Genomic DNA, 25,688 nt, shown 5'->3' with positions numbered 1-25,688 from the left:
GGAACTCCTTCGGATACGGCTTGGGCACTGCGACATCCTTCCAGGCCGCCTCTCAGCAAGCCAGGTCAGGTGTCACCTGATCCTGCAGCAGTCCCCCCACATCGTCCGGCTGGAGAACCTCGACACGAGCAACGGACCGGATCTGCATGTCTGGCTGACCGACGCGCCTGTGAAGAAAGGGGTCGCTGGTTGGCGTGTCTTCGACGACGGTATGCACGTGAGCCTGGGCAAGCTCAAAGGCAACAAGGGAAGCCAGAACTACGCCCTGCCCAGGGACGTCGATCCGTCGAGCTACAACAGCGTGAGCATCTGGTGCGATCGTTTCGACGTCTCATTCGGCGCCGCGGAACTCGCTCGCGTCTGACAACGGTGCCGCCATTTCTCATGCCGGCACTCACCTCAGCGCCTCGAGGGCATCGAGGGCATCGAGGAGGAGGCCGGGTTCGGTGCGCTTGGTGCGGCCGACGTCGACGAAGGCCCGGCGGGTACACCCCACAGGCTTCGGCCCCGGCCCTGGCCCCGGCAACAACGGTTCGATCAGCGATCACAGCACGTCCGACGCGATCCGTGGCGCGACTGATCCTTCCCCACGACCTGACCAGCGAGTGGACAAGCGGCCGGATACTTGATCAACAACTAGCGGAAGCCCCGCAGCCGGTTGAGCGGGTCGTGCCGTGGCGGGATGCTGGAGGGAGCGCCCGTGCAGGGTGACCGGTCGCCCGTGCCCGGGCGACGCAGGGGACGAGGTCGGTAGACGCCCATGTACAACGAACCCGACAGCACCACGGTGGCACCCGAGGACTTCGCGGTCGTCATCGACGTCCGCGGGGCCGTCATGGTGTGGAGCGCGGGAGCGGCGAGGCTCCTCGGACACGGCCCCGAGGAGGTGGTGGGCAGGCCCGCCTCCGCTCTGCTCGGCGGAACACTGCCCTTCGCGACGCGTCGCCACCTGGCCGCCGGCGAGCCGTGGACGAGCGATCTGGCACTGCGCAAGCGCGACGGTGACCGCGTCACCGTGCTGCTACGGGGCACTCCGCTGGTGGACGCGGACGCCGGCACGTACTGGGTCGTGACTCCGGCATCGGTGAGCTATCCCTCCGGCCCGACGGAGGTGGAGTCGGCGGAGCTGTGGGACCTCACGCTGGCGCAGCTCCCGCTGCCCGTGGCCATCTACGACAGCGAGGCGCGGTTCGTCACCTGCAACGAGGTCATGACCAAGGCCATGGGGCTGAGACCGGACGAGATGCGGGGGCGGACCCTGTGGGAGATCTACCCCGCACCGCCCCTGGACGAGATCGACCGCCTCCAGCATCAGGTGGTGCGCACCGGCGAGATGATCTTCCGCGAGGAGCAGCCGTTCCGTGCCTCCGGCGAGGTCCGCGACCACGCGTGGTCGGTGTTCCTTTCCCCGCTGAAGGACCGTGCGGGCGCGGTACTCGGTCTGTCCGCGCTGGTCATCGACATCACCGAGCAGTACTGGGCCCGGCGTCGCCTCGCCGTGCTCAACGACGCGAGCGTGCGCATCGGCAGCACCCTCGACGTCACCCGTACAGCCGAGGAACTCGCCGAGGTCGCGGTGACGGGATTCGCCGACTTCGCCACGGTCGACCTGCTGGAATCCGTCGTCCAGGGGCATGAGCCGCAACCGGTGCCGCCCGACACGCCGGTCGTGTGCCGGCGCACCGCGCAACGGTCGGTGCTCACGGGATGCCCGGAATCCGTGGTTGCCGCTGGCGACACCGACGTCTACCCGCCCGGCGCACCCCCGGCCCTGGCTCTGATCACCGGCCGGGGGCGCCACTACAGCGCGGGCGATGCGTCGCTGCGCGCGTGGGTTACGGCCTCGCCGGCCCGCGCCGAGAGCATCCGCCGTTTCAAGATTCACACGGTGCTGATGGTTCCCCTGCGCGCCCGGGGGGTCACGCTCGGTGTCATGCATCTCATGCGGCACCGGACCCCGGACGCCTTCGGCCCGGACGACCTGATCCTCGCCGAGGAGATCGCCGCCAGGGCCGCGGTGAGCATCGACAACGCCCGCCGCTACACCCGTGAGCGCCGCACCGCGCTCACGCTCCAGCGCAGCCTGCTGCCCGAACGACTGCCCGAGGTCGCGGCCGTGGACCTGGCCTACCGATACCTGCCCGCCGGGCCCGGGGACGAGATCGGCGGAGACTGGTTCGACGTCATCGCGCTGTCGGGGGGACGGGTCGCGCTGGCCGTGGGCGACGTGGTGGGGCACGGGGTGCGCGCGTCGGCCACGATGGGCCGCCTGCGTTCGGCGGTACGGACCCTCGCCGACGCCGACTTCGCGCCCGACGAGCTGCTCACCCGTCTGGACGATCTCGTCATCCGACTCGACCGGGAGGAGGGCCCGGACGCGCGACGGCAGGTGGAGGAGGCCTCCGGGGAGGTCGGGGCCACCTGCCTGTACGCCGTCTATGACCCCGTCGCCGGCCGGTGCGATCTGGCTCGGGCCGGACACCCGCCGCCCCTGCTGGTGGACCCCGACGGCACGGTGCGCATGCTGGACCTGCCGGCCGGGCCGCCCCTCGGCCTCGGCGGACTGCCCTTCGAATCGGTCCGGATCGACTTGGCCGAAGGCAGCGTGCTCGCCCTCTACACCGACGGTCTGATCGAGGCGCCGGGACGTGACCTCGACGTCGGGCTGGACCTGCTGGGTGAGGCTCTGCGCCACCCGGCCGCCGGCTTGGAGGAGACCTGCGAGGAGGTGATGCGCAAGGTGCGGCCAGACCCACCGGCCGACGACATCGTCCTGCTCCTGGCCCGGACCTCCATACTCGGAGCTGACCAGGTACGCAGCCGACCGCTCCGCGCCGATCCCGCCGCCGTCGCCGGCGCCCGCCGCTGGGCGAGCGAGCAGCTGGCCGCCTGGGGGCTGAGCGAGCTGGAGTTCGCCACCGAGCTGATCGTCAGCGAACTGGTCACCAACGCCATCCGCTACGGCACCCCGCCCATCCAGCTGCGCCTCGTCCGGGCCGACGCGCTCATCTGCGAGGTCTCCGACGGCAGCGCGACCGCCCCGCATCTGCGGCGGGCCCGGACCTTCGACGAGGGCGGACGCGGACTGCTCCTCGTGGCGCAGGTGGCCGAGCGCTGGGGCAGCCGCCACACATCCGCCGGCAAGACGATCTGGGCCGAGCAGTCCCTGCCGGCCGACGTGCGGGAGACCGAGCCCCTCGCCGCGCCGCCCGCCCCGGTCCCGTAGCCGCGCCCGGTCCCGAGGCGGGCGTGTGGCGGGCAGCCCCTCCCGGCCCTGTGCATCAGGCGGCGGCCGGCCGCCGGAGCCCCGCGGCGGAGACGGGCGCGGAGACGGGCGCGGAGACGGTGTGACGCGTGCCGTCTGTCGGCGTGCGCGCGGACGTCTTCGCCGCCGAGTACGGTCCCTGGCGGGGCATGCCGTCAGTCCGGTGGGGGAGCCGGTGGGGACGATCAGGGCGCCGTCGGCCTGTGAGCTCATGCGGTCGGTCCGTGGGACGAGATGGTCGCCCACCGCGGCGTAGTTCAGCGTCATGATCCGGGTGATGAGCTCGCCGAGGGCGGGTGCAGTCGGCGAGTTCGGCGGGGTGGTGCGGACGTGGCCGTGGGAGACGCGGACAGGTCGCGGGGACGAAGTTCCGCGAGTCGGAGGCTGATGACACCGGCGCGCCGGTGTCCGGGAGTTCGACACGTCGCCGTCACGTTCAGCAGGTTCCGTCGCCGCTGACGAGGCGGAGGTCGACGGCCGGGCCTGCGGTCGGTGTGCCGTGGAGCCCTGTCTCCCAGGTCCGGCCGAGGGGGTTCCCGCCCAGCAAGGTCGCGATGCTCGGATAGTACGCGGAGCCCATGTTGCTCACGCTGCCGGACCACTTGAGCTGGAGTCGGAGTCACCACCACCTTCGACGCCGCGCAGCTCCGCCTCGTCCTCGTGCGGCCCGACAGCGCTGCACGGTGAAGACCGCGGCGTACAACATCGAGTACGAGCTGGAGCACTCCAACTCCTCGGGGAACGGCTCCTGGACGACGCCGACGATCAAGTTCAAGACCGGCAAGCGCGTCTACGCCGACATCACACTCCGGCTCGACTGGGACAGCGACGGCCAGGGCTACCGGAACTACGGGTTCACCGGCTCCCCCAGCGTCTGACCCGGGCGGACCTTGCGGAACGGGCCTGAGCACGCGGCCTCGGCGTCTGCCGCTCCTTTCGGTCCGCCGTCGGTCACCGTGCAATCGCTCTGGGAACCTGACTTACGCGATTATCGAACAAGATTCCCCTTTCCGTCAGTTGCGAGTCCACTTCTGACTGACCGCGCCGCCGCAGTCCCAGATCTGGATCTTGGCACCATTGGCAGTCGAGCCGCCGGTGACGTCGAGGCACTTGCCGGAGCCGACGGCGGTGACGGTGCCGTCGGTATTGAGGCGGAACTGCTGGTTGGGCTGGCCGTTGCAGTCCCAGATGTTCACGGCGGCACCGTTGGCGGTGGCGGCACCGACGACGTCCAGGCACTTGGCGCCGCCGTAGACCCGCAGCTCGCCCGCGCCGGTGCTGGTGAACCGCTGGTTGGCGGCCCCTGTGCAGTCCCAGATCTCGGCGAGCGTTCCGCTGGCCTGGGAGCCGCCGGTGATGTCCAGACAGCGGCCGGATCCCTGGCCCTTAAGTGAGTAGGTGCTGTTGCCAGGCGGCGTGCCGCCGCCGGAGACCACGTACATCGCGGCGCCGTGGCTGGGGACGGAGACGCTGATGGAGCCGCTGGTCGTGCTGTTGGTGTGCGCCCACAGGTCGCGTACCGAGTAACTGGACGCCGAGCCGAGGCCGATCTGCGTGGCGGAGGTGGAGACGGTGGCAGTGCCGCTGCCGCGGTTGAGGAGGACCACTGCGACCGAGCCGTTGGCCATCGGCTTGGTCCACACCTCGGTGTTGCCGTTGTCGACGATGCGGTTGCCCTGGCGGCCGCCCCAGTCCTGGTTGACCCCGATGACCTCGGTGTTGGTCAGGATCGACTTGGTGGCGGCGTTCATGGTGCGCAGGTCGTTGCCCGCGATCAGAGGCGCGTTCAACAGCGCCCAGAGGCTGAAGTGGGCTCGGGACTCGGTGTCGGACAGGCCGTTGCCGACCTCCAGCATGTCCGGGTCGTTCCAGGCGCCGGGGCGGGAGGAGCCCGCCCAGCCGGGCTGGGCGTCCAGGATGCTCATCACGGAGTTCCAGTTGGCCTGGATGTCGCCGGTGTTACGCCAGGAGTTGCCGGTGGCGGGGCCCCAGTTGCCGACCTGGTCGTTGCCCCAGTTGCAGAGGGCGAACAGGATGGGACGGCCGGTCCCGGCGAGAGCGTCGCGCATGGCGGTGTAGCGATCCTGGCCACTGCGGCCCTGGTGGTCGCCGCAGTTGTCGTACTTGAGATAGTCGATGCCCCAGGACGCCCACAGGCCGGCGTCCCGCTGCTCGTTGCCGAGGCTGGCGGGGTAGCCGGCACAGGTGGTCAGGCCGGCGGACGAGTAGATGCCGAGCTTCAGCCCCTTGCCGTGCACATAGTCGGCGACCGCCTTCATGCCGTTGGGGAACTTGACAGGGTCCGCGACCAGGTTGCCGCGGGCGTCACGGCTTCTGGTCGACCAGCAGTCGTCGATGTTGACGTACTGGTAGCCGGCCCCCGCCATGCCGCTGGACACCATGGCGTCAGCGGTCTGACGGATCAGACGGTCACTCACGTCGCAGCCGAAGCTGTTCCAGTCGTTCCAGCCCAACTGCGGGGTACGGGCGAGGCCGTTGTCGAGCGCCACGGCCTGAGGGGCGGGTAAGAGAGCGAGAGGTACCACGGCGGCGACCAGGGCCGCCGACAGCATCGCGCGGACAAGTCTGAACATGGGATCCTCCTTGATCGGTCGTGTGTGTTCGAGGGCGTCGAGCGCGAGCCCGATCCCGTTGTGCGCCGGTGGCCGACGTCGTTCCGGACGGCGCTGCTGTTCATGCTGACCCGACGGGTCGGACCGAGTGGCCGGCGCCGAAGTGCCGCCGCGTCGGTTCGGTGTCGGCACGTGGCCCTGCGAAGGGTCGTGCGGGGGCCGACGGTCACGGATGAGCCAGAGAAGTCGGTCCGGGACAGGTGCCCGACGGGGCAGTGACAGGCCAGGACGGCGCCCAGCCGGTGGAGTAGGGCGACGCCGTCGCGGACGTCCCGTCCGGCCGGGCGGGCAGCCCGGGCCGCTGGGGCGCCCGCAACGACCGAAGCGCCGGCCGCTGAGCGGCGCTTCGGTCCCCTTGTGCCTCGGGGCGGGTTCGCTCGTGGTTATCGGATGGTCCAGCGCTGGGCGGACGCGCCGTTGCAGTTCGCCAGGACGGTCTGGGCGCCGTTCCCGGTGCCGCTGTCGGCCGTGTCCAGGCAGAGGCCGGATGGGACGCTGGTGATGGTGCCGTTGGCGTTGACGTTCCAACGCTGGTTCTGCCTGCCGTGACAGTCCCAGATGACGACCCGTGTGCCGGCGGACGTTCCCGAGGCTTCGGCGTCCAGGCACTTGTCGGCGTACACGCGCAGTTCACCGGCGGCAGTGCGCGTCCACTTCTGACCGGGTCGGTCCGCACAATCCCACAGCTGCCCCGGGGCGCCGTTGGCCTGCGACGAGTTCGCCACGTCCAGGCAGCGGCCGGAGCCGGCGCTGACGATCTGCCCGCCGCTCGGCGGAGTGGTCGTGCCGCCCGGCGGCACGTACGGGCACTTCGTCTGGGACCGGGAGACCCCGCTTGTATCCGCCAGCGACGGGCACAGGAACCGGGTGTATCGGGTGTCGTTGTCGAGGAAGATCTTGAGCCAGGGGATCGTACGGCGTGTCACGTTGGAGTTCCCCCAGGTGGGGAAGCCGTGGCCGCCGCTGGTGAGCTCGATGTAGGCGCTCTGCGTCGTGGCCGGCATGCCGCCGTACAGCCCGTTGAGGTAGGACGGGGTGACCGTGCCGTCGTCCCGTGCACCCATGATCATCGTGGGCACGCGCAGGCTGGACAGGTTCTGTGAGGGGGAGAAGGGCGCGAGAGGCAGGGCTGCCTTCAGCGACGGCCGGCGTTCTGCTGCGCTGATGGCGCCGCCACCGCCCATGGAGTGGCCGATCACGCCCAGCCGGGTGGGGTCGACACGGTCGCGCACCGGGCTCCTCTGGGTGAGGTAGTCCAGTGCGGCGAGGAGTTGGGTGCCGCGAGCGGTGTCGTAGTCGTTGGGGCTGTTGGTGTCGATGCCGATGACGACGAACCCGAAGGACGCGAGCCACGGCCCCATCCACGCGCCTTCGGCGGACCACCGGGCGGTGTAGCCGGGCACGGCGGCGACCGCGCCCCAGGTGCCCAGGCTGGTGTCCGTGGGGTAATAGATCTTTCCGCCGTTGAAGCCGTTGCCGGGTGGAACACTCACCTCCGCGGTCGCGAATGTACCCCTCTGGGCCGCGACGCTGCTCGTCGTGGGGGCCGGACCCCGCTCGTAGGGGTTGGCCGCGGCCGACGGCGCTTGCGCAGACGCCGGCTGGAGCGCGACGAGTGCGGTGATCAGGCCGGTCAGGGCCGTGACCGCGGCCGCCTTCAGTCTGACCGTCCTGCTCCTCCTTCCGGATACCGCTGAGGCGGCCGGGGTGTCGCCTGACACCGGGACGTCGGCGATGTTCGAGCGCATCGTCCTGTACCTCCATGGCTTTTTGTCGTGGCTACGGGGGTCGTATCGAACTGCGTGGCGCCCACTATGTTGTGTGCATGACATTCAGGGGTTGAGCGGCGTTGGTGTGGAGCCGGGAAACGGCCTTGGAGCGTGCCCCCTGGCATCGATGGAGAAGATCGTGGCCTCTTCGGCGGCGCTCAGGGCGGATGGCTCGTCGTGCAGTGGCCGGACGTTCGGGTGTCGGCTGTGACGCCGGACGCGCAGGTGCTGTGCGTTGTCCGGTCCTCGTGGGGGCCGCCCTGCCCAGGGGGAGGCGACCCGGACGGCAGTCAGGCCGGCGGGCTCCCGTCTCCCGGACCGCGCGGCCACCGGTCACAGGAGGCCGGCGATGGCGGGATACCAGCGGGCGGCGATCTTCGCGTTTCCGGAGGCGGAGGAGTGTAGTCCGTCGTAGGTGTCGCCTGAGCCGTCGAAGCGTGTCCACTGGTCGACCACCGTCACGGGGGAGCGGCTTGTGCTCGCCGCCCGGGCCCAAGCAGCAGTCCGCGTGTTCAGGTCGACCGCTCTTGCTGAGGGGGCGCGGACATGGGTGACGTCGATCGACGGGGTGGGACGCCTGCCGGTCAATGCGACGGTGGTGACGCCGCCGCCCAGTCGGCTTCCAGCAACCGGATGGCTCTTCGCGCGGATGGCGTGATGCCGAGGCGCGAGTGTGTCACGAGGGCCTCCGATGCGTGGTGGGGGTGCCGAGTGAACCGGTTGCCTCTCAGGACCACTCAGGCCGGCATGGGAACGCTCCCACGGAGCGTAGGAAGGCGCCATGGCGTCGTCAAGGACTCTGTCAGGCCGATTCCGTCGCCGCGAACTCCAAGTGGCCGACGCTGATGTACATGGAGACCTCCTCAACCTCGAGCCGCGGCTCCCAGGCGTAAGAAGAGATCGCCTCCGGTGGCCTCCCGGGCTGGAAGTACACCCAGGACAGCGCAGCCAAGACCCGTCTCCACGAGCTCGCCAACGTCGGTGCCACCTCCACAAGCGAGACGAACGGCGGAGTCCTTGATGTCGATGGCGATGGCGAGATTCACACGGATCGCAGAAGGCAGCCTCAGTGCCACCGGGACCAGCCGATCGGCTGAGTAAGGGGCCGCCGCCGACGTGAAACCTGGCTGTTCGGCCGATACGGCCGCCCCGGCCCGCCGGAGAGACTGGGGTCGCACACCTTCCCGGTCGACTCGCGCCGCCACGCCGACGGGGGCGTGGGCGCCTCCGTCCCGGTTGCCGTGGTGAAAGCCCCGGACACCTCCATCACCTGGAAGTTCGAGCGCTGCGAAGGGGCCGCTGCACACCATGGGCTTCGTCCTGGCCGGATATGGCCTCATCGAGAAGTACGGCTCCACCACCGCCCCGGCCGGTGTGGACGTGGAGGTCGGCGAGCGCGACTCGTTGGCGATCATGGGTCCGTCCGGGTCCGGTAGGCCCACGTCGATGCACACGCTGGCCGCGATCATCCGCCCTGACGGCGGCGAGGCAGTGCTGTGCGGCGAGCACATCGACAACCTCGGTGAGAACCGGCTCCGCGCGCTGCGCCGCAAACGGTTCGGGTTCGTCTTCCAGTCCGGCCAGCTGCTGTCCGAGCTGCCCGCAGAGGAGAACGTCGCCCTGCCACTGATGCGGGAGGGCGCCGCGCAAACGGGCGGTCCAGGGCGCCCGCCGCTGGTTTGCGCCGCTCGGCCTGGCCGGGCTCGAGCGACACCGACCCGGGCGGTTCTCCGGCGGGCAGGCGCAACGCGTCGCCATCGCCCGAGCGCTGGCGAGCGAGCCAGACGTGGTCTTCGCCGACGAGCCCACCGGTTCCCTCGACCAGACCACCGGTGACGAGGTGATCCAGCTGCTGACCTCCGTCACCCGTGAGCAGGGCACGGCCCTGGTGATGGTCACTCACGACGCCGACGTGGCCGCCCACTGCGGACGCATCCTCCAGGTCCGGGACGGCCGGATCAGCGGCCACAGCCAGTACACGGTCGCCTGACCACATCCCCCACACCCCGGAGACCTTCATGCCTTCGCCCGTCCTGTTCCTGACCTGGCATCTCGCCAAAGCCTCCGGCCGCCGCGGCCTGCAGAGCCAGCTGCTGGCGGTCGCGGTCGCCGCCGTCAGCACGTTCGTGCTGTTGCTGATGATCGCGGTGTGCCTCGGCTCCGGTGAGCGCGCCGAGCGAACCGCCTGGCACACGCCCGCCGCCGCACCCACCGGGCAGGGCACCGCGATCCAGGCGCTCACCACTACGTACGTCCGCCACGAGCCCGTCACGGTGGTGTCGCTGGCGCAGCTTCCCGGTCGTCAGGGCACGCCCGCTCCGCCCGGCCTGAGCACCTTCCCGAAGAACGGCTCGGTGTACGTTTCCCCCGCGCTGGCCGCCCTGATGCGCGAGCTGCCCGCCCGACAGCTGGCCGACCGCCTCCCGAAGCCGGCGTCGTACGGAACGATCGGCGCGGCCGGCCTCGCTTCCCCCGACGAGCTGATAGCCGTCGTGGGGCGGGCACCGTCCGACCCGGCCGTTTCCGAGGCGGCTCAGGGCGACAACTTCTACGACGAGGGGCAGACCGCTCGGGCCGTCGTCGTCGGCTTCACCTCCTCCAGGCCGAGCCTGGTCACCGTCGCCGACCAGAGCACGGCGATGCTCGGTGTGGCGCTGCTGGTGGTACCCGTGATCGTGCTGGCGTCGGCGGCCGGAAGGCTGGGTGCGGCGCGGCGCGAACTGCGGCTCGCCGCGCTGCGGCTGGCCGGAGCGACCCCACGGCAGATCATCGCGATGACGGCCGCCGAGGCGGCGGCCGTGGGCGGGGCAGGAGCGCTGACGGGCGCACTCGCGTACGCGGCGCTGCTTCCCGCCCTCGCCGAGATCCCCTACGGCGTCGGCACTTGGTACGTGGGTGAGTTGTGGGTGGGGCTGTCCTGGTTCACGGCCGTGGTGCTGGCGGTCACCGTGCTCATCACCGTCAGCGCCGTGACCATGCTCCGCCGGGTCGCCACCGCTCCGCTGGGCGCCGCCCAACAGGCCAACCCGCGCCGTACCCGCATGATCCGGCTCGCGCTGTTCGTGGCGGCTCTGGGATACGTCCTGCACTCCGCGCAGGGCGGCCGGCTCGGGCCCCGGCAATTGGCCGTCCTGTTGGTGCTGTTCTACGGCGCGTTCTGGTTGCTCGGACCCTGGGTTGTTGACCGGCTGGGCCGGATCGTGGGCCGCTTCGCCCGCAGGCCGGCGACCTTGCTGGCGGCCCGTCGGCTCAGCGACGATCCAGGCGGCGCCTGGCGCACTGTCAGTGGCCTTGTCCTGGCCGGCTTCGTCGCAGGGTTCTTCTCCGTCAGCCAGTTGACACTCGGCTTTCCCGACCAGCCGGGCCAGGTCGCCGTGCCGACCGGAGACGTGGCGGCCGGCCGCCACGCCGCCGAAGCCCGCATACTCCTACGCGAAGCAGGCGTCACCGCCACCGTCACCGTTGCCTCCGAGGACGACCACGACAACCTGCTGCACGGCAGTCCGGGCCTGCTCGCCCATGTCACCGGCGGCCAGGACCAGCTCGACACCGCCGTCACCGCCCTGGCCCCCCTGGAGCCGGCGAGACCGCCGTTCACCCAGGACTACCTCAACGCCTGGGACGACGTGCACGTAGACCGCCTCGGCGTGGTCGGCACCGCCACCCTGGCCATGAGCTTCCTCGTCGCCGCCGCCTCAGCCGGTCTGACCGCCGCCGCCAACGTCCTCGACCGGCGCCGCGTCTACGCGTTGCTGCGGCTGGCCGGCACACCGCTGAAGGTGCTGGACCGAGCCCGGGTCCGCGAGACGGCCCTCCCCCTGACCGTCCTGGCCGGCGGCACCACCGCCATGGGGGTCTACGGCGCCTACCAGATCAACAAGTCAGCCGGCAGCACGATGAGCGCCTCCGGTGCCGTGCAACTGGCCCTCTGTGTGGCGCTCGGCACGGTCGCGATGCTCGCCGCCATCGGTGCGAGCAGGCCGCTGCTGCGCAAGGTGACGGCCGAGCCCGTCCAGACCGCGGACTGACAACCGCGGGCCGACGTGCGCAGCCGGTTGTAGCGCCCCTCCCCGCGCCATCCCTCCGGCTCCAGGCCGTGGAGAACGGGAACAGCGCCAACATCGTGCTCCACCACGGCAAGGACGGAGCCCTGACCAGCCCGGAAGAGAGGACGCCGAAACCTCAATGCTCGCCCTGCACTGCACTGAGCCTCAGTGGCCGACCGGGTTCTGTCCCTCGGCGAGGACCGTGCTGCAGGGCGCCAGGGCGCCAGCCACCGCCCGTGGAACCTTCCGAGGCGCGGTCGGTGGCAGGCACACAGGGGCGTGGAACCTGGTCACGCGCAGGAGCGTAAACCCTGGGATTCCTCCGTCTGTACGACCGTCAGTGACCTCGTGACGCCACGCCACGCCACGCCACGCCGGGTCGGGAGGGAGGAGGGAAGCTCATCTACGCCCGGGCCGTGTTCGCATCAGGATTTCGGCGCGTCGTTGGTGTGGTAGATCTTGCTGACAATGGTCCACGTGCCATCGACTTTCAGAAGATTGAAGTAGTCGGTGAAACACAGGCCGGAGACATCGTTGGTATCGACACGTGCGTTGGCCGCAGTGCCGGTGACGTTGATGTAGGCGATCACGGCGCGGCCTTCCGGCGAGGGTCGGAAATCCCTGTCGATCCCCTGGTAGAGGCCGGTGATCGCACCGCCGGTGAGCTTGTCGTTCTCGACGCCGAAAATCGTCGCCTCTTCGGCGAACGCGGGCTTCATGATGGCGCTGTCGGCATGGGCGACGCCTTGATTGTACTTTTCCAGCACTTCGGTGATGGCGATGTGGTCAGCGACATAGGTCGGTTTCGACATGTTGTGTCTCCAGTTTGAAGTGGGGGTGCGCTCTTGCGCCGGGTTGGTCGAGACGTGGGGTCAGGCTGTGTCGGCGGCCGCTTGGCCGAGACCCGAACCGGGCTTGTTCCGGTTGTCGAGCCACCAGCCCGTGGACAGCTGGGGTGCCTGCCGGTTCACCGCCGGGGTGCGCCGCAGGGTCCCGGCGTATTCACGTGGCGAACACTTGGGAGTCGTCGGCGAAAGCCTTGAACTCCAGAGCGTTGCCGGCCGGGTCGAGCAGGAACATCGTCCACTGCTCGCCGGTCTCACCTGCGAAGCGCACATAGGGCTCGATCACGAATGCGGTGTCCGCGGCACGCAGCCGGTCGGCGAGCCGGTGGAAGGAGTCGATGGTCAGGATCAGCCCGAAGTGCGGTACGGGGACGTCGTGGCCGTCGACCGGGTTGTGTATCTGTTCGGTACGGGCCGGGGCGAGGTGGGTGACGAACTGGTGGCCGTGCAGGTTCCAGTCCACCCAGGTGCCGGCGCTACGGCCCTGCTCCAGGCCGAGCGTCTCGCCGTAGAAGCGGCGGGCAGCGTCCAGGTCGTCGACCGGGACGGCGAGGTGGAAGCGGGGAATGGGGGAAGCGAGACGGGACATGGACCTGGGTTTCCTTCCGTGCTGCGTGGAGTGCCTGGCGCCTACCGGTTCTGGCGGGCGCGGAAAATGCAGCGACGCGGTTGCGGAGGTGTCAGCGCTTGCGGCGCTCGACGACATAGGCGTACTGGTCGGGCCAGGTCGGATCGGCGTCGAGCGCGAGCGCGGCGTGCTGTGGCCAGTAGGGGTTGCGCAGGAGTTCACGGCCGAGGAGGACCGCGTCGGCCTGCCCGCTGGTGAGGATGTCCTCGGCCTGCTGCGGCTCGGTGATGACGCCGACGGCGCCGGTGGGGATGCCGGTGGCCTGGCGTGCCTGGGCGGCGAAGGGCACCTGGTAGTTGGGTCCGGCGACGATCCTGGCGTCGGGGACCATGCCGCCGGTGGACACGTCGAGCAGGTCGACGCCGTGGGCGTGCAGCTCCTTGGCGAGGCGGACGGTGTCGTCCCCGGTCCAGCCCTCGCGCTCGTCCTCGGGATTCTCGGTCAGCCAGTCGGTGGCCGAGGTGCGGAAGAAGACCGGCAGCTCCTCGGGCCACACGGCGCGGACGGCGTCGACGACCTCCAGGGCGAAGCGGAGCCGGTTCTCGAAGCTGCCGCCGTAGGCGTCGGTGCGGTGGTTGGACGCCGGGGAGAGGAAGGAGTTGATCAGGAAGCCGTGGGCGCCATGCACCTCGACGACCTGGAAGCCGGCGGCAAGTGCACGCCGTGCGGAGTCCGCGAAGTCCCGGACGAGCTGCTGGATCTCCTCCACGGTCAGTTCATGAGGAACAGCCAGTCCACCGAACGCGATGGCGCTGGGGGCGACGGGCTGCCAGCCGCCCTCGGCCTCGGGCACGTACCGGTCGGAGAGCCAGGGCTTGTCCATCGACGTCTTGCGGCCGGCGTGGGCGAGCTGGATGGCCGGGACGGCGCCGTGCGCCTTGACGGCCTCGACGATGCGGGTGAACGCCTCCTGCTGGCGGTCGTTCCACAGACCCAGGTCCCAGGGGGTGATGCGTCCGTCCGGGCGCACGCCGGTGGCCTCGGCCATGACCAGGCCCGCACCGCCCGCGGCGCGGGAGGCCAGGTGGGTGAGGTGGAAATCGGTCGGCACACCGGTGTCCGGTCCATCGGCAGCGGCGGAGTACATGCACATCGGCGACATCCACACCCGGTTGGGTATCTCAAGGGAACGCAGGGTGAGGGGCGTGAACAGGGAACTCATGCGGGTGGTACTTCTTTCGTGGTCGGTTGTCGGTGGTCGACGTCACCGGACGGCTCGGCTGCCGTCCGGTGCCAGGCGATGACCGTGTGTGGGCCTGCGAAGGCTGCACAGGGGGCATAGGCCGCTTCGAGGACTTGCCCAAGACGCCGTGGAGATGCGGGGGAGGGGGAGGGGCAGGACGCCGGGTTCAGGCGAGGCGGGCGACCGCGTCCGCGACCGGGGTGTCGCCAGAGGTCAGCTCGACGATGACGTGGCCGAGGGCGGGCTCGTGCAGAGCCGCGCCGATGAACGCGGCGACGTCCTCGCGGGGTACGTCGCCGTATTCGACGGCGGGCCCGGCGGTGACCCGCCCGGTACCTGGTCCGTCCAGCAGGGTGCCGGGGCGGACGATCAGCCAGTCAAGACCGGTGCGGGTGAGATGGACGTCGGCACTCTTCTTGACCCTGACGTAGTGCTCGAAGCCTTCGGAGGCTCCAGCGCCGCGCAGGGCGTCGGGGAACACGGAGACGAGGACGAAGCGCGGGACTCCGGCGGCCTCGGCCGCAGCGGCCGCCTTCTCCAGGCCCTTGCCGTCGATGAGCGTGGTCTTGTCCACGCCGGTTCCGTGGGCGCCGGCGGAGAACACCACCGCGTCGTGCCCGGCAAGCTTGCCTGCCAGCTCTTCCACTGAGTCGGCGATCAGGTCGCCGGTCACCGGCGTCGCACCGGTCGCGCGGATCGCGTCGGCCTGGGCCGGGCTGCGGTGCATGCCGGTCACCTCGTCGCCGCGCTCGGACAGCAGGGCGGCGAGCCTCCTGCCGACAGCCCCGGCGGCACCGATCTGGAACACCTTCATGGGAATCGCCTTTCTCCTGGCCGGATGGCCGGTCACGCCACTTGTCCTAATGTTGACATTAGGACAAGGAGGGAATGTTAACATCACGACATGGAGAAGAGTCAACCCACGGGAGATCGGTCGGTCGCCCCCGCCCGCCGCCGCGGACTGGCCGACGAGGTCGCCGACCGGATCCGGGAGGCGATCTTCAGCGGCGCGTACGCCCCCGGGGCACCGCTGCGAGAGGTCGAACTCTCCGGCACACTTCAGGTCAGCAGGGGGCCGGTGCGTGAGGCTCTGCGCGTACTGGAGCGCGAGGGGCTCGTGCACTGCGCCTGGCACCGCGGCACCGTGGTCACGACGCTGTCCGCCGAGGATGTCGCCGAGCTCGACAGCCTGCGCGGCGCGCTAGAGGACCTCGCCGTCCAGCAGGTCATCGCGTACGCCTCGGACGAGGACCTCGCCGCCGTCGAGAAGGCGGCCGGCGTGATGGACCGTATGACGGACCCGCACGCCATGGTCCGCCTGGACATCGCCTTCCACGACGCCGTCTTCGCCGCCACCGGCCACCAGCGCCTCGCCGCGGCCTGGGAGACCATCCGCTGCCAGGTCCACCTGTTCCTGCTGACCCGCATCGGCATCAGCACCGAGGGCTACCTCGGCTGCATCCCCCAGGAGCACCACGAACTGGCCGCCGCCCTGCGTGCCCGCGACATCGAGGCCGCCCTCCCCCTCTTCGCCGCCCACCGCCGCCACGCGGTGGACGTCGTCACCGGCACGTCGAGCCACCCGGCCTGACCACCAGCCCGCCACCAACTGGGCATTGCCCAGCGCTGTGGAGATCACCGCCGCGTCGCGCGAGTCCGCCGTGAGCTGCTGCGCGGCAACGGAGCCGACCCCACCCCGGAGGAGGTTCCCGTGAGGGCGGACGTCCCGGTGGAGCGCCTGGCCGAACTCAACGCCTACGACAGGGAGCCCGTGTCATTGCACACCGTGCTGTCCGACGAGGGCGGAGCCGAGTTCGACGACTTCATCGTGGGCGTCACATATCGCGGCGTTGATCGCGCGATCGTCAGTGGCCGGGTTCGTAGTTGACTCGTAAGAGCCTGGCATCTCACGCTGAGCGGCAGCTGGGCAGTGAAGCAGATCCCGGTCGAGGACCGCGCGCCCCTGTGGCGAGGACATCTCAGGTCTCCGGATGCGCCAGATCCACCTCGGCGGTCTCCACCCGGCTGCTCAGCACGTTCACCGACCGGGCCGCCGGCGGGTATCCGCTCGCGACCACCGAGTAGGCGCCTGTGTCCAGATCGGTGAAGGCGTGGGCGCCGTCGGGACCCGTGGTCGCGGTGCCCAGCACGTTACCGGCGGTGTCGATCAACGTCACCCGCGCATCGGGGAACGGGTGGGGACCGCCCAGGGTACGGACCACGCCCTTGAGCCGTGCGCCAGGTTGGAGCACCACCGCCATACGACCGACTCCTGCATCGGGCACCTGCGCTGTGCGGGCGGTCGGCCGGAATCCGGGAGCGCTCACGGTGTGGCCCGGGAAGTGCCCGGCGGGGCGAATCCGAGGCCGTGCACGGCGTGCTGGACGCAGGCGTCGCCGAGGTGGTCGTCAAGCGGCGCCCCGCGGCGCGACCGACCGCGCGAGAGGTCGACGCCGTGCCAACTGGTTATGACTGGGGTCAACCCAGAACGAGGACTCCTACTCGAGGTTCATGGCCGAGTCGGCCAACAGCTCACGGCCCATCGGACGGCTCGGTCTCTCTTCCCTCCACGTCGCTGCGTCTTGAGGCATGCGGCGGACAGGACCGCATGTGAGGGCTCGGCGACCGAAGTCGCCGGCGCCGGCCTGGCGGTCGCCCAGACCACCAGGCCCGGGCGACGTCACGCAGGGACGCCGAGCGGAGGGTGCTCGAGCACGCTGGGCTTGTACTCGACCAGCTGGATGCGGCCGTCGAAGGTGCGGTGTTCGATCATCTCGAGGGCGACGTCCGGATAGCCGTCGTAGATGCGTTCTTCGCCCGTGGCCCCGGTGATCACCGGGAACATCACGACCCGGAAGCGGTCGACGAGTCCGGCTCGTAGCAGGGACCGGCACAGGCTGAGGCTGCCGATCGTACTGAGGATCCCCTGGCCACTCGACTTCATGGCGCGGACCGCCTCGACGGCGTCGTCGCGGACGAGCGTGGAGTTGGCCCATGTCAGCGGCTCCTCGAGTGAGGAGGAGAACACCACCTTGGAAGCTTGCGTGAGCTCGTCGACGGACGCCTCTTCTTCGGGCCGGAACTCGTCTTGGCCATGGGGGACCTCGCCTGCGGCGAAGCCCGACATCAGGCGGTAGGTGTTCGCTCCCATCAGGTAGGTGGCCTTGGGCTGCTCGCCGAGCCATGCGAGGTACTCCGGGCCCTCGAGGCCCCAGAACCCGGGCCATCCCTCTCCCGATGCGTAGCCGTCGAGCGACGTGATGAAGTCGACGAGAAGCTCCGACATGACGGTGTCCTTTCTTGGGGTGTCACGAGCTTGGACCGGCCGGGAGCCACAAACTCATCGGCGCGCTGTGGAGTAACGAGAAACCCATGACACTGCAGCCGATCAGGTCGGCGAGCGACACTGCTTCGGAGCGCCCGAGGCGGATGTCGGCAAACGGGCCGTTGCGCCAGAGGTCATTCCACGATTTGAGGGCTGGCGGGCAGGTGCGGGGGACACCCCTGAGCAGGGACATCCTCTTCCTGGGATCGGCGTGCGGGTCGAGGACGTCAGCATCAGCGCGGACGAGCTCACGGTGGTGGCGGCAGCCACCACCACCCCACCCCGCCGGTGCCCTGGCTGCGGAGGGCGGGCGAGCCGGGTGCACAGTGCGTATCGACGTCGGGTCGTCGAGCGGCCCGCGGGCCCCTTACGCATGGTTGTGCACCTCACGGTCCGCAGGTTCTTCTGCGACGAGAGCTCTTGCCCGCGCAAGATCTTCGCCGAGCAAATCGAGGGCTTCACTGAACGCTGCCGGCGCGCGAGCGTCAGGCTGAAAGCCTGACTGAAGAGCATCGCTGTGGAGCTGGGCGGACGTGCCGGGGAGAGGCTGTGCCGTCGGCTGGGGCTGGCTGCCGGCCCGACCCGCTTGCTTCGGCTGCTGGAAGCTCCGCCGGTTCCCTCGCGGCCGCCCCGGGTACTGGGGGTGGATGAGTTCGCGTGCCGTGACATCGACCGACGTCACACCAGCCGTCGGCGCCTCGTCTTCGCCTTCACGCGGCGACGCAAAAGCGACTGGTAGAACACCGACCTTGCCTCATCGATGTCCACAAGCTCAAAGATGTCTGCAGCCATCTCGGCCTCGTCTGCGCCCCCGGTAAGCCCGACCTGGCCGACGACCCACAGACCCTCGCGACACCTTGCCCGGCACTCGTCACCCAGGCGCATACGCCCGAATGCCGCTTCCGTGGAGTGGGACTCACCACTCACCATGCGGCACAACGTGATCAAAAGATGACCGCGTGCCGTGGGTGACAGTTCCCCGGCCAGCGCAGCGACAATCACGCTGACCGCTGGCACCGATGCCTCGAAGAGGTTCGTGCCGAGCTCAAGGTGATCGTCGAGGGTGTACCCGATCATGTCGCGGGCGGTCTCCGCCTCAATGATCACCTCGAACTGCATCGGCACGTGCTCCGCGGATTCGCCGCAGCCGCACCTCAGGGCATCCCAGCTGTACCGGTCCAACTCCGCACGCACCAAATCGCCGACCCCCACCACTGCCCCTCCCTCTGACCAGCCGCTCTGCCGACTGGCACTAGTGAACAGAGGTACATCCAACTCCCCTGTCACGAAATCGCGGCCAAAGCCAATGTCAAAGAGCGTCATCAACCCGGCACCCGGGGTTGCCCACGGGCCGCCACACCGCTGCGGCCGGGGCGCCGTTGGTCTCGCCGGCACGGGAACCCGGACAGGTACGCCGGCGGCCCCAAGGGCAGCGTCGCGCGACCGGCCTGGGCGGGCAGGCGTGGACCGATGGTGGAGGCGAGGGCCGTGGTCAGCCGTTCCACGACTTCGGACTGTCCGTAGAGAGCGTCGGCGGCGGGACGTCCGAGGCGGTGGCCTCGGCCAGTTTGCGCTGGATGTGTGCGGTGGTGGGGTGTTGGGAGCCGAGTGCGGTCTCGGCCACTTTCAGCGCCTGCTTCTGGCGGGTCATGCCCTCGGTCCGCTGTCCCAGGGCGAGGAAGGTCTGGGCGAGGTTGTTCAGCCGCACCGCGAGGTCGGGGTGGCGGTCTTGGTGAGCCGCCTCGGTGAGCTCCACGGCCCGCTGCGCGTGGGGCAGGGCCTCCTGGTGCTCGCCGAGTTGGTGCAGGGTGTAGACCAGGTTGCTCGCATAGTTGGCGTTGACCGGGTGGTCCGGCCCGAAGGCCTCACCGGCCACCTTCAGCGCCTCCTCCTTCAAGGGCCGTGCTTCGGCGTGCCGGCCGAGCGCGTCGAGGATGGTGGCCAGGTTGTTGGCGTGGACGGCGTAGTCGGGGTGACGAACCCCGAGCGTCGCCTCGATGACGAGCAGGGCCTTGTTCTCGCGCTCCAGGGCTTCTTCAGGTCGGCCGGTCCTGCGAAGGCTCTGGGCAAGGTTGCTCAGACGCAGGGCGGTGTCGGGGTGGTTCTCGCCCAGAGTGGCGCGAGTGATGGCCAATGCTTCTTCGTCGAGCGGCAGGGCTTCGTCGTACGCTCCCTGCCCGGTGTGCACACGTGCCAGATTGCCCAACTGAACGGCGGTGCTGGGATGCCAGCCCCCGTAGGCCTCCCTCATGATGCGCGCGGCCGCCTCGGCCCGAGGCATGGCCTCGTCGTACCGTCCGAGGTGAAGGAGGGTCTGGGCGAGGTTCCCCAAGCGCAGGGCGGTGTCCGGGTGGTCCTCGCCGAAGGCGGTCCGGGTGACGTCCAACGCCGTCTGCTCCAGTTGCAGGGCATCGTCGTAGTCCGCCAGCGCCCCCAGGACGGCGGCGAGGTTGCCCATGAGCTGGGCAGTCTCGGGATGCCCTTCGCCCAGGACGTCACGGGTGACGTGCAGGGCCTGCGCGGCGTGCTGCGCGGCTTGCGTGTACTGCCCCACGTCGTAGAGCGTTCCGGCGAGGGTGCTCTTGCACTGGGCCGTCTCGAGGTGATTCTCCCCCCGGGCGGCCCGGGTGATCTCCAGGGCGTCCTCGGCCAGGCGGATGGCCTCCTCGTACCGAGCGAGGCCGGCCAGGGCATGGGCAAGGTTGCCCAGGGGGCCCGCGGTGGCCGGGTGACGGAGTCCGTGCTCGGCCTCGGCGACCTCCAGCACCGCGCGGTGCAGTTGTTCGGCCTCCGCGTACCGGCCCGCCTCGTTGAGCGTCACCCCGAGGTTGCCCCGGTGCCTGGCCGTGGTCGGATGGTGCTCTCCGTGGATCGTCTCGGCACAGCGCAGGGCCTGCTTCTGGAGTGCCAAAGCGGAGTCCAGACGACCGCGTGAGCTCAAGTAGACACCCGTCCGCCCCACCAGGTCCGCCAGCCAGGGGTGAGGCAGGCGGCGGAAGCGGCTCTGGTGCGCCGCCACGGCCACCACATGGGGCTCCAACCGTTCCCAGCGCGCCCAGTTCGCCACGTCTCCCGGGGCACCAGACGGACTGGCCCCGTCGAGCCAGGCGACGGCGGTGTCGCACGGATGTGCCACCTCACCGCTCGCCAGGTCGGCCGGCGGGTGGGCCGGTGGAGGCGTGGTGGTGCGCAGGACGGCCTGGAGCAGCCGGTGCACCGTGATGTCGTCGGCCGTGAGGGTGATCAGACTGTAGGCGGCCAGCAGTCCCAGCGCCCCGTCGACACGTACGGGTGAGGGCAGCGCGCCGGCCAGCACGTCACGAGGCAGCCGGGCCGGCGCACAGTAGGCCAGGACACGCAGCAGTCTCTCCGCGTCGGGGTTGGCGCCCCGCAGCATGGTGAGCGTGAGTTTCCACAGGCGGGCGATGGTGCGCTGCTCCTCGTCGCCCGGGATGGGCTCGGCCAGCATGGTGGCGGGATCACCGCGCAGGTAGGACAGATAGACGGTGGGCTTGACGCGGGTCTGGGCCAGGTAGGCGCCGGCCTGCTGGAGTGCGAGCGGCAGACCGTCCAGCTCCTCGGCCAGTTCTCTCAGCGCCTGGGTCGCCTCTTCGTCCCGTAGCCCTGTGAGTTCCTGCAGCACGGTGACGGCGTGGTCCGGGATGAGAGGGGCGAGGCTCACCGTCATGCCGCCTCCCGGCCAGGCCAGATCGCGACGGGTGGTGACCACGATCTGCCCGGTGGTCAGGCTGCCGAGGAAGGGGCGCAGGTCGGATGGGCTTTCGGCGTTGTCGAAGACGACCAGCCATCCGGTACGGCCCTGCAGCCATGCCAACGCCCGGGCGGACGCCTCCAGGTCCGTCAGGGACTTGTCCGGTTTCAGGTCGAGGGCTTCGGCCAGCGCGGCCAGACCTGCCCGGATGAGCTCGGGGCTTTCCGCGTCGACCCACCAGACCGGTCCCCGCCCGGAGGCCAGATGGCGCCGCGCGTGGTGCCACACCAGCGTCGTCTTGCCCACCCCGCCCATTCCCCGCACCGTCACGGCGGTCAGGCCGGTGCCGGTCGAGGGAAGGCCGTTGAGGAGGTCGGTCTCGTCCTCACGACCGACGAACACTCCGCTGTCCAGTTCGCGCAGGTTGGTGACCGCCGCCGTCGCGCCCCCAGAAGGCAGGTGCTCGCCAACGCCCGGATGGGCGCGACGCGCGACGACCGATCGGTGTCGACCGGCCCACTGCGTCGGATTCAACAGGTGCCGCCGGCGCGAGTCGACATCGATCCCCTCGTGGGCGAAGGCCTCGCGCAACACCGTGATCAGCTTCGTGAATCTGCGCTCATGCTTGGGGAAACGACTGCCTTTGAGCCACTGGCCGACCGTGGTCGGCGTCAGATCCGCCTTCGACGCCAGCGAGCGCACCGACCGCCGCGTGAACAGACGCTCCTCGCAGAGACTTCCCAGCAGACGCAGATCACGGAAGAACTCGTCCTCCACGCCGTCACGATGCCCAGTCGACATCCCGCCCCCGCCCCCCGGTGTCCAACTGTCCAGAACCCCCTTCCGGACACGTTCGGCAGCCTAGGGGCCGACCAGCGCAATGTGTGTGGAAACTGTCCAACTCGCCTGATGGGGGTTCATGGACACCGTCCTGGACGGAGACCATCGCACCGCGGTCGAACGACCCACCTAGACACCCAGGGGGAAGCATGGCGACGGGAATGTGGCGCTCGATCCTGAACGGCGTCATCGAGATGCTCGGACGGGCCGGTGCGGCAGGGATGATGGTGTTCCTGCTCCTCTACGTGGGCGTGGTGCTGCCCGCGGTGTGGAGCGCCCGCCCATGTCGCCGCACCGCTGCGCGGCATGTTCTGACGGCGCTGCTGAGCGCGCTGAACGCGATGCTGGGCGGACCTCGCTCGCGGTGAACGGTGGCGCGGCCGACGGTGTGACCGGACCCCCGAACACACTGTCGGCCTTCACGGCCACGGGCGCGGAAAGCCGATGTCACCCGCCCCGGTACCGCCAGTAGCGTCTTGCAGCTGTAGGGGAGGGGCCGCTTCGTATTCTCCGCCGGCAGCCCGTAGGCCCGCCGTGTGAGGGGTGACGGCGCGTTTCAACGCAAGCCGGAACCGGCTGCGGCCGGTGCCTGGAAGCCGGCCGACGCCGATCGGCAGCCGCCCTGTCCGCTCACTCCGGCAAGCCTGTGGCCGGACCGTGGTGGCGTGCGATCAGGGCCCGGTTCTCCGCCGATACGAGGGCGTGCACCAAGGGGCGGTGGGCCGCCAGCGCATGGGACAGTGCGTCGCGGACGGACACCGGCAACGGCTCCGCCCTCTCGCTGTCACCGAACATGAGCTGAACGAGCTGTGCGAGAAACAGCAGGAGGTCGTCGTGGGGCTCGCCGGGGACTCGCCCCTTGTCCTGGCCGAAGGCCGTGAGAAGGGCGTGCACGGCCGACGCCAGCTGGGGGTGGCGCATGTCCATCAGCCGCCGCGTTCCCTGGAGCGCACGATCGTAGAGGTCGCCGAGCTCCCTGTCGCTCATGGTCGTGCGATCGGCCAGGAGCAGCTCGAGCAGGTCGTGGGCGAGCGACGAGGCCGGAGCACCGTGGACCGAACTGAACACGGTCACAGCCTGGCCGAGCCACCGGAACACCGGGTCCAGGGCATGCCGCATCACCGAGTCATTGGTTCCACCGGACACGGCCGTCTTGTGCCAGAGCTCATCCCAGTACGACCGTGACCAGCCGGAGCCTCCGCCGCCTCGGGGGTAGCGGAAGTGCCAGTTCATGTCGAGCGGCTGCGGTGGGGTGCCCGACTCGGAGCGAAGCGATATCTCCAGGGCCCGGCCCTCGTCGTCCCACGTGTGATGCACGTCGACGGACAGGGCGAAGTCCGTCCACTGCTCTCGTTCATCGCCGAGCGCCACAGCAGGCAGTGTCGGTGCCAGGCGCCCGACGGGTCCGCGGAGCCCGGGAACAGCTCGGCGGCGGAGCAGCGTTCGGCGAACAGCACCGTCAGGAGCACGAGGTTGGAGCCGTACAGGCCGTGGCGTGTCGTGGTGCGCAGCAGGGCGGGCCGGTAGGCCGGGTGCTGGTCGCCGGTGCGCGTCGTGTGCTGGGTCAGGACCTGGATGAGGGTCCGGGTCAGCCGGCGCCGTTCCGCTGCGGACAGCCTGGCGATCAGCGCCCGCGCGAAGCGCAGCATCTGCCGGGACGCCAGGGAGGTGTAGGAGAGCAGCGCGTAGGCGAGGTCGTCGTCGATGCGGGTGTCTCCGAGGGAAAGCGCGGGGCGGGGCGCCAGCAGGTCGGTGAGCAGATGCAGGGTGAGGCGCACGGCCAGATACTCGCCGAAGGTCGCGTGCAGGAACTCGTAGGTGGCGAGGACCTGGCCGTCGCGTACCGACTGGGCGCGCTGGACGAAGAAGAAGCGGCCGAGCGCTGTTTCGGCGGCGGTGAGCGGGGAGCGGAATCCCGGGGGCCGCTCCGGCCGCCTGCCCAGTACGGCGCTGAGGTCCTGTTCGAGTTCATCGGCCGACACCCACTGGCGGCCCCGGTTCAGCTGGGCGAACGCCACGAGAGACAGGCGTTGCAGTTCTTGCTCGACCACGGCTTCCGTGTCCTCGTCCAGCAGGGCATGAGGTGTCGTCTTGCCGACCTCGCGCCGGGCAAAGGAGGACAGCAGCTGTTCGTACAACGCGGTGACGTCGAAGTCGTCGGCGCGTCGCAGAGCACCGTCGGCGGCGTCGTACAGCGCGAGCATCGTCAACAGCAGCGGCTGGACGGCGAGTTCCGCGTGCCGTTCGAGGTGCTGCCAGGTGAGCGGTCCGCGGCCCTGCGCCGAGAATCCGGCTGCGTTGGCCTCGTTCCACACGGCCAGCCAGGTCGCGATCTGCTCGGCGCGGAAGGGCTCCAGGCGAAGGACGACCATGCCGGTGGGGTATCGGGCGCGGTCGGCCACGGAGGTCCGGCTCGTCACCAACGCCAGCACGGGCCGTCCTTGGTCCGCCTCACGACGCTGGAACTGGGACACGCGCTCCAAGAAGTTGGTTTGGTGGACACCGGTCGTCTGCAGCAACTCGTCGAAGCCGTCCAGGAGTAGAACAGGGGTACTGCCGCCTGCCGCGCGCACCAGTTCCGGCCAGCTGACGCGTTCGCCGGTGGAGGCGCGGATCGCCTGTTCGATCTGGTCCTGCAGTTCGTCCTCCACCCGGACGTCCCGCAGCGGCACCCGCACGGGGAGGAAGCCGACGGAGGGCAGCCGTGCGGCGAGCACCCGGGTCAGGGCGGATTTGCCGGCACCTGGCTGGCCCAGGATCAACAGGGGCGCCTCGGCCAGCTGAGGAGAGGTGAGGGTCCCGGCCAGGTAGCGGGTGAGGTCTCCACGCAGGGGCAGTCGATCCCACCATTCGTGGTTGGCCGGTGCGGCCTGCCCGGAAACGGCACTTACGCGGAAGTCCGGGTCGACGTAGAGATCCTGAAGGGTGGGGATCCTGATGCCGTCCGGCGCCGACGCGGCGTCCAGCACTGGGTGAGCGAGCGCCGCCCGGTGAGCGCGCGCCAGTGCGGAGGCTACGTCGACCGGCGGGCGCAGCCCCTCGGTGGTGCGGGCGAGGAGAGTCTCGATCCCGGACAGGGCACGGCCGACGTCTGTGTGGAGGGCCTGCTGCCCCACATGCGATACCCAGAACCCGAATTCAGGTGCTTTGTCGGCGAGTTCGACGTACAGACCCTGGTATCGGTCAAGAGCCGCGCGCGGCAGATCATCCGTGAGAGTTGCGTGGGCCTGAAGGCGCCCCGATGCGTTCAGCTGCTCCCAAAGAGCAAGTCCTTCCAGGAAGTCGAGGAACCTGCGCGCGTAGTCCGCGTAACCAGCGAGCAGCATCGCGGTGAGCGCCGAGGGCGCTATTGATCCGAAACTCAAAGGGTTCTATTCGAGGGTGTAGCGGACGTGTGGGCCGCCGAAGTAGCCGCGGACGATGTGTGGTTGGCGTTGGCGGC

The 25,688-nt window shown here is 69.9% G+C and carries 22 protein-coding genes and 1 pseudogene; 10 read left to right on the top strand and 13 right to left on the bottom strand.

Going from position 1 to position 25,688, the window contains the following annotated elements; translation table 11 throughout:
• The 3 genes from ACH4ZA_RS38920 to ACH4ZA_RS38910 form a co-directional block, all read left to right on the top strand.
• A partial coding sequence (locus ACH4ZA_RS38920; RefSeq protein WP_398433752.1) for a DM13 domain-containing protein occupies positions 1-364 on the top strand: 364 nt, incomplete at its 5' end.
• A gap of 396 nt (positions 365-760) precedes the next feature.
• Positions 761-3,226, top strand: a complete 2,466-nt coding sequence (locus ACH4ZA_RS38915; RefSeq protein ID WP_398433751.1) for a SpoIIE family protein phosphatase — start codon at positions 761-763, stop codon at positions 3,224-3,226.
• Between the two features lie 722 nt (positions 3,227-3,948).
• Entirely contained in the window at positions 3,949-4,143 is a 195-nt protein-coding gene (locus tag ACH4ZA_RS38910; protein WP_398433750.1) for a hypothetical protein, read from the top strand.
• A gap of 135 nt (positions 4,144-4,278) precedes the next feature.
• Here ACH4ZA_RS38910 and ACH4ZA_RS38905 read toward each other — a convergent pair whose 3' ends face one another.
• From ACH4ZA_RS38905 to ACH4ZA_RS38895, 3 genes are all read right to left on the bottom strand, one after another.
• Positions 4,279-5,859, bottom strand: coding sequence for an RICIN domain-containing protein (locus ACH4ZA_RS38905; RefSeq protein ID WP_398433749.1), 1,581 nt, complete (start codon positions 5,857-5,859; stop codon positions 4,279-4,281).
• Between the two features lie 422 nt (positions 5,860-6,281).
• On the bottom strand, positions 6,282-7,646 hold the full coding sequence (locus tag ACH4ZA_RS38900) for a ricin-type beta-trefoil lectin domain protein (RefSeq protein WP_398433748.1): 1,365 nt from the start codon (positions 7,644-7,646) through the stop codon (positions 6,282-6,284).
• Positions 7,647-8,000: 354 nt separating this feature from the next.
• A complete protein-coding gene (locus ACH4ZA_RS38895; protein ID WP_398433747.1) occupies positions 8,001-8,129 on the bottom strand; it encodes a hypothetical protein in 129 nt (42 codons plus the stop codon).
• An 846-nt stretch (positions 8,130-8,975) separates the two neighbouring features.
• Here ACH4ZA_RS38895 and ACH4ZA_RS38890 point away from each other — a divergent pair.
• The 3 genes and pseudogenes from ACH4ZA_RS38890 to ACH4ZA_RS38880 form a co-directional block, all read left to right on the top strand.
• Positions 8,976-9,417 (top strand): annotated as a pseudogene (locus ACH4ZA_RS38890) (ATP-binding cassette domain-containing protein); the annotation flags it as partial.
• Positions 9,418-9,453: 36 nt separating this feature from the next.
• The gene (locus ACH4ZA_RS38885; protein WP_398433754.1) at positions 9,454-9,657 is read left to right on the top strand and encodes a hypothetical protein; all 204 of its coding nucleotides are present in this window, start codon (positions 9,454-9,456) and stop codon (positions 9,655-9,657) included.
• Positions 9,658-9,685: 28 nt separating this feature from the next.
• Positions 9,686-11,695, top strand: a complete 2,010-nt coding sequence (locus ACH4ZA_RS38880; protein WP_398433746.1) for an ABC transporter permease — start codon at positions 9,686-9,688, stop codon at positions 11,693-11,695.
• A 443-nt stretch (positions 11,696-12,138) separates the two neighbouring features.
• On the opposite strand, the gene ACH4ZA_RS38875 is transcribed toward ACH4ZA_RS38880, so the two are convergent.
• From ACH4ZA_RS38875 to ACH4ZA_RS38860, 4 genes are all read right to left on the bottom strand, one after another.
• Entirely contained in the window at positions 12,139-12,525 is a 387-nt protein-coding gene (locus ACH4ZA_RS38875) for a nuclear transport factor 2 family protein (RefSeq protein ID WP_398433745.1), read from the bottom strand.
• Positions 12,526-12,715: 190 nt separating this feature from the next.
• Complete coding sequence (locus ACH4ZA_RS38870; protein ID WP_398433744.1) at positions 12,716-13,147, bottom strand: VOC family protein; 432 nt, start codon at positions 13,145-13,147, stop codon at positions 12,716-12,718.
• A 91-nt stretch (positions 13,148-13,238) separates the two neighbouring features.
• Entirely contained in the window at positions 13,239-14,348 is a 1,110-nt protein-coding gene (locus tag ACH4ZA_RS38865; protein WP_398433743.1) for an NADH:flavin oxidoreductase/NADH oxidase, read from the bottom strand.
• 187 nt (positions 14,349-14,535) lie between these two features.
• Entirely contained in the window at positions 14,536-15,183 is a 648-nt protein-coding gene (locus tag ACH4ZA_RS38860; RefSeq protein WP_398433742.1) for an NAD(P)H-binding protein, read from the bottom strand.
• A gap of 90 nt (positions 15,184-15,273) precedes the next feature.
• On the opposite strand from ACH4ZA_RS38860, the gene ACH4ZA_RS38855 reads away from it, so the two are divergent.
• Entirely contained in the window at positions 15,274-15,960 is a 687-nt protein-coding gene (locus ACH4ZA_RS38855; RefSeq protein WP_398433741.1) for a GntR family transcriptional regulator, read from the top strand.
• Between the two features lie 18 nt (positions 15,961-15,978).
• Positions 15,979-16,257 carry a sigma-70 domain-containing protein gene (locus ACH4ZA_RS38850; protein ID WP_398433753.1) on the top strand — a complete coding sequence of 93 codons (279 nt, stop codon included), beginning with the start codon at positions 15,979-15,981 and terminating at the stop codon, positions 16,255-16,257.
• Between the two features lie 91 nt (positions 16,258-16,348).
• Here ACH4ZA_RS38850 and ACH4ZA_RS38845 read toward each other — a convergent pair whose 3' ends face one another.
• Together ACH4ZA_RS38845 and ACH4ZA_RS38840 are read right to left on the bottom strand one after the other, a co-directional pair.
• Positions 16,349-16,630, bottom strand: a complete 282-nt coding sequence (locus ACH4ZA_RS38845) for a carboxypeptidase regulatory-like domain-containing protein (RefSeq protein ID WP_398433740.1) — start codon at positions 16,628-16,630, stop codon at positions 16,349-16,351.
• Between the two features lie 419 nt (positions 16,631-17,049).
• Positions 17,050-17,655, bottom strand: coding sequence for a dihydrofolate reductase family protein (locus tag ACH4ZA_RS38840; RefSeq protein WP_398433739.1), 606 nt, complete (start codon positions 17,653-17,655; stop codon positions 17,050-17,052).
• A gap of 250 nt (positions 17,656-17,905) precedes the next feature.
• Between ACH4ZA_RS38840 and ACH4ZA_RS38835 the strand changes: the two genes are divergently transcribed.
• Complete coding sequence (locus ACH4ZA_RS38835; protein WP_398433738.1) at positions 17,906-18,196, top strand: transposase family protein; 291 nt, start codon at positions 17,906-17,908, stop codon at positions 18,194-18,196.
• Between the two features lie 176 nt (positions 18,197-18,372).
• On the opposite strand, the gene ACH4ZA_RS38830 is transcribed toward ACH4ZA_RS38835, so the two are convergent.
• Positions 18,373-18,813 carry a hypothetical protein gene (locus tag ACH4ZA_RS38830; RefSeq protein ID WP_398433737.1) on the bottom strand — a complete coding sequence of 147 codons (441 nt, stop codon included), beginning with the start codon at positions 18,811-18,813 and terminating at the stop codon, positions 18,373-18,375.
• 373 nt (positions 18,814-19,186) lie between these two features.
• Complete coding sequence (locus ACH4ZA_RS38825; RefSeq protein ID WP_398433736.1) at positions 19,187-22,183, bottom strand: tetratricopeptide repeat protein; 2,997 nt, start codon at positions 22,181-22,183, stop codon at positions 19,187-19,189.
• A 212-nt stretch (positions 22,184-22,395) separates the two neighbouring features.
• Here ACH4ZA_RS38825 and ACH4ZA_RS38820 point away from each other — a divergent pair, with 212 nt between their 5' ends.
• Complete coding sequence (locus ACH4ZA_RS38820) at positions 22,396-22,614, top strand: hypothetical protein (RefSeq protein ID WP_398433735.1); 219 nt, start codon at positions 22,396-22,398, stop codon at positions 22,612-22,614.
• A gap of 262 nt (positions 22,615-22,876) precedes the next feature.
• On the opposite strand, the gene ACH4ZA_RS38815 is transcribed toward ACH4ZA_RS38820, so the two are convergent.
• Together ACH4ZA_RS38815 and ACH4ZA_RS38810 are read right to left on the bottom strand one after the other, a co-directional pair.
• The gene (locus ACH4ZA_RS38815; RefSeq protein WP_398433734.1) at positions 22,877-23,479 is read right to left on the bottom strand and encodes a hypothetical protein; all 603 of its coding nucleotides are present in this window, start codon (positions 23,477-23,479) and stop codon (positions 22,877-22,879) included.
• The gene (locus ACH4ZA_RS38810; RefSeq protein ID WP_398433733.1) at positions 23,476-25,611 is read right to left on the bottom strand and encodes an NACHT domain-containing protein; all 2,136 of its coding nucleotides are present in this window, start codon (positions 25,609-25,611) and stop codon (positions 23,476-23,478) included. The genes ACH4ZA_RS38815 and ACH4ZA_RS38810 overlap by 4 nt, the downstream gene beginning before the upstream one ends.
• Positions 25,612-25,688: the final 77 nt, after the last annotated feature.

The sequence above is a fragment of the Streptomyces sp. NPDC020597 genome, from assembly GCF_044335095.1.
Lineage (GTDB): Bacteria > Actinomycetota > Actinomycetes > Streptomycetales > Streptomycetaceae > Streptomyces.
This window is presented reverse-complemented; position numbering and strand designations above follow the sequence as displayed.

Excerpts from the sequence above, each read along its gene's own strand:
- ACH4ZA_RS38845 (WP_398433740.1), bottom strand. The coding sequence starts at position 16,630 with ATGGCGGTGGTGCTCCAACCTGGCGCACGGCTCAAGGGCGTGGTCCGT.
- ACH4ZA_RS38900 (WP_398433748.1), bottom strand. The coding sequence starts at position 7,646 with ATGCGCTCGAACATCGCCGACGTCCCGGTGTCAGGCGACACCCCGGCC.
- ACH4ZA_RS38820 (WP_398433735.1), top strand. The coding sequence starts at position 22,396 with ATGGCGACGGGAATGTGGCGCTCGATCCTGAACGGCGTCATCGAGATG.
- ACH4ZA_RS38815 (WP_398433734.1), bottom strand. The coding sequence starts at position 23,479 with ATGAACTGGCACTTCCGCTACCCCCGAGGCGGCGGAGGCTCCGGCTGG.
- ACH4ZA_RS38855 (WP_398433741.1), top strand. The coding sequence starts at position 15,274 with ATGGAGAAGAGTCAACCCACGGGAGATCGGTCGGTCGCCCCCGCCCGC.
- ACH4ZA_RS38860 (WP_398433742.1), bottom strand. The coding sequence starts at position 15,183 with ATGAAGGTGTTCCAGATCGGTGCCGCCGGGGCTGTCGGCAGGAGGCTC.
- ACH4ZA_RS38865 (WP_398433743.1), bottom strand. The coding sequence starts at position 14,348 with ATGAGTTCCCTGTTCACGCCCCTCACCCTGCGTTCCCTTGAGATACCC.
- ACH4ZA_RS38915 (WP_398433751.1), top strand. The coding sequence starts at position 761 with ATGTACAACGAACCCGACAGCACCACGGTGGCACCCGAGGACTTCGCG.
- ACH4ZA_RS38840 (WP_398433739.1), bottom strand. The coding sequence starts at position 17,655 with ATGTCGGAGCTTCTCGTCGACTTCATCACGTCGCTCGACGGCTACGCA.
- ACH4ZA_RS38905 (WP_398433749.1), bottom strand. The coding sequence starts at position 5,859 with ATGTTCAGACTTGTCCGCGCGATGCTGTCGGCGGCCCTGGTCGCCGCC.
- ACH4ZA_RS38875 (WP_398433745.1), bottom strand. The coding sequence starts at position 12,525 with ATGTCGAAACCGACCTATGTCGCTGACCACATCGCCATCACCGAAGTG.
- ACH4ZA_RS38880 (WP_398433746.1), top strand. The coding sequence starts at position 9,686 with ATGCCTTCGCCCGTCCTGTTCCTGACCTGGCATCTCGCCAAAGCCTCC.
- ACH4ZA_RS38870 (WP_398433744.1), bottom strand. The coding sequence starts at position 13,147 with ATGTCCCGTCTCGCTTCCCCCATTCCCCGCTTCCACCTCGCCGTCCCG.
- ACH4ZA_RS38830 (WP_398433737.1), bottom strand. The coding sequence starts at position 18,813 with ATGCAGTTCGAGGTGATCATTGAGGCGGAGACCGCCCGCGACATGATC.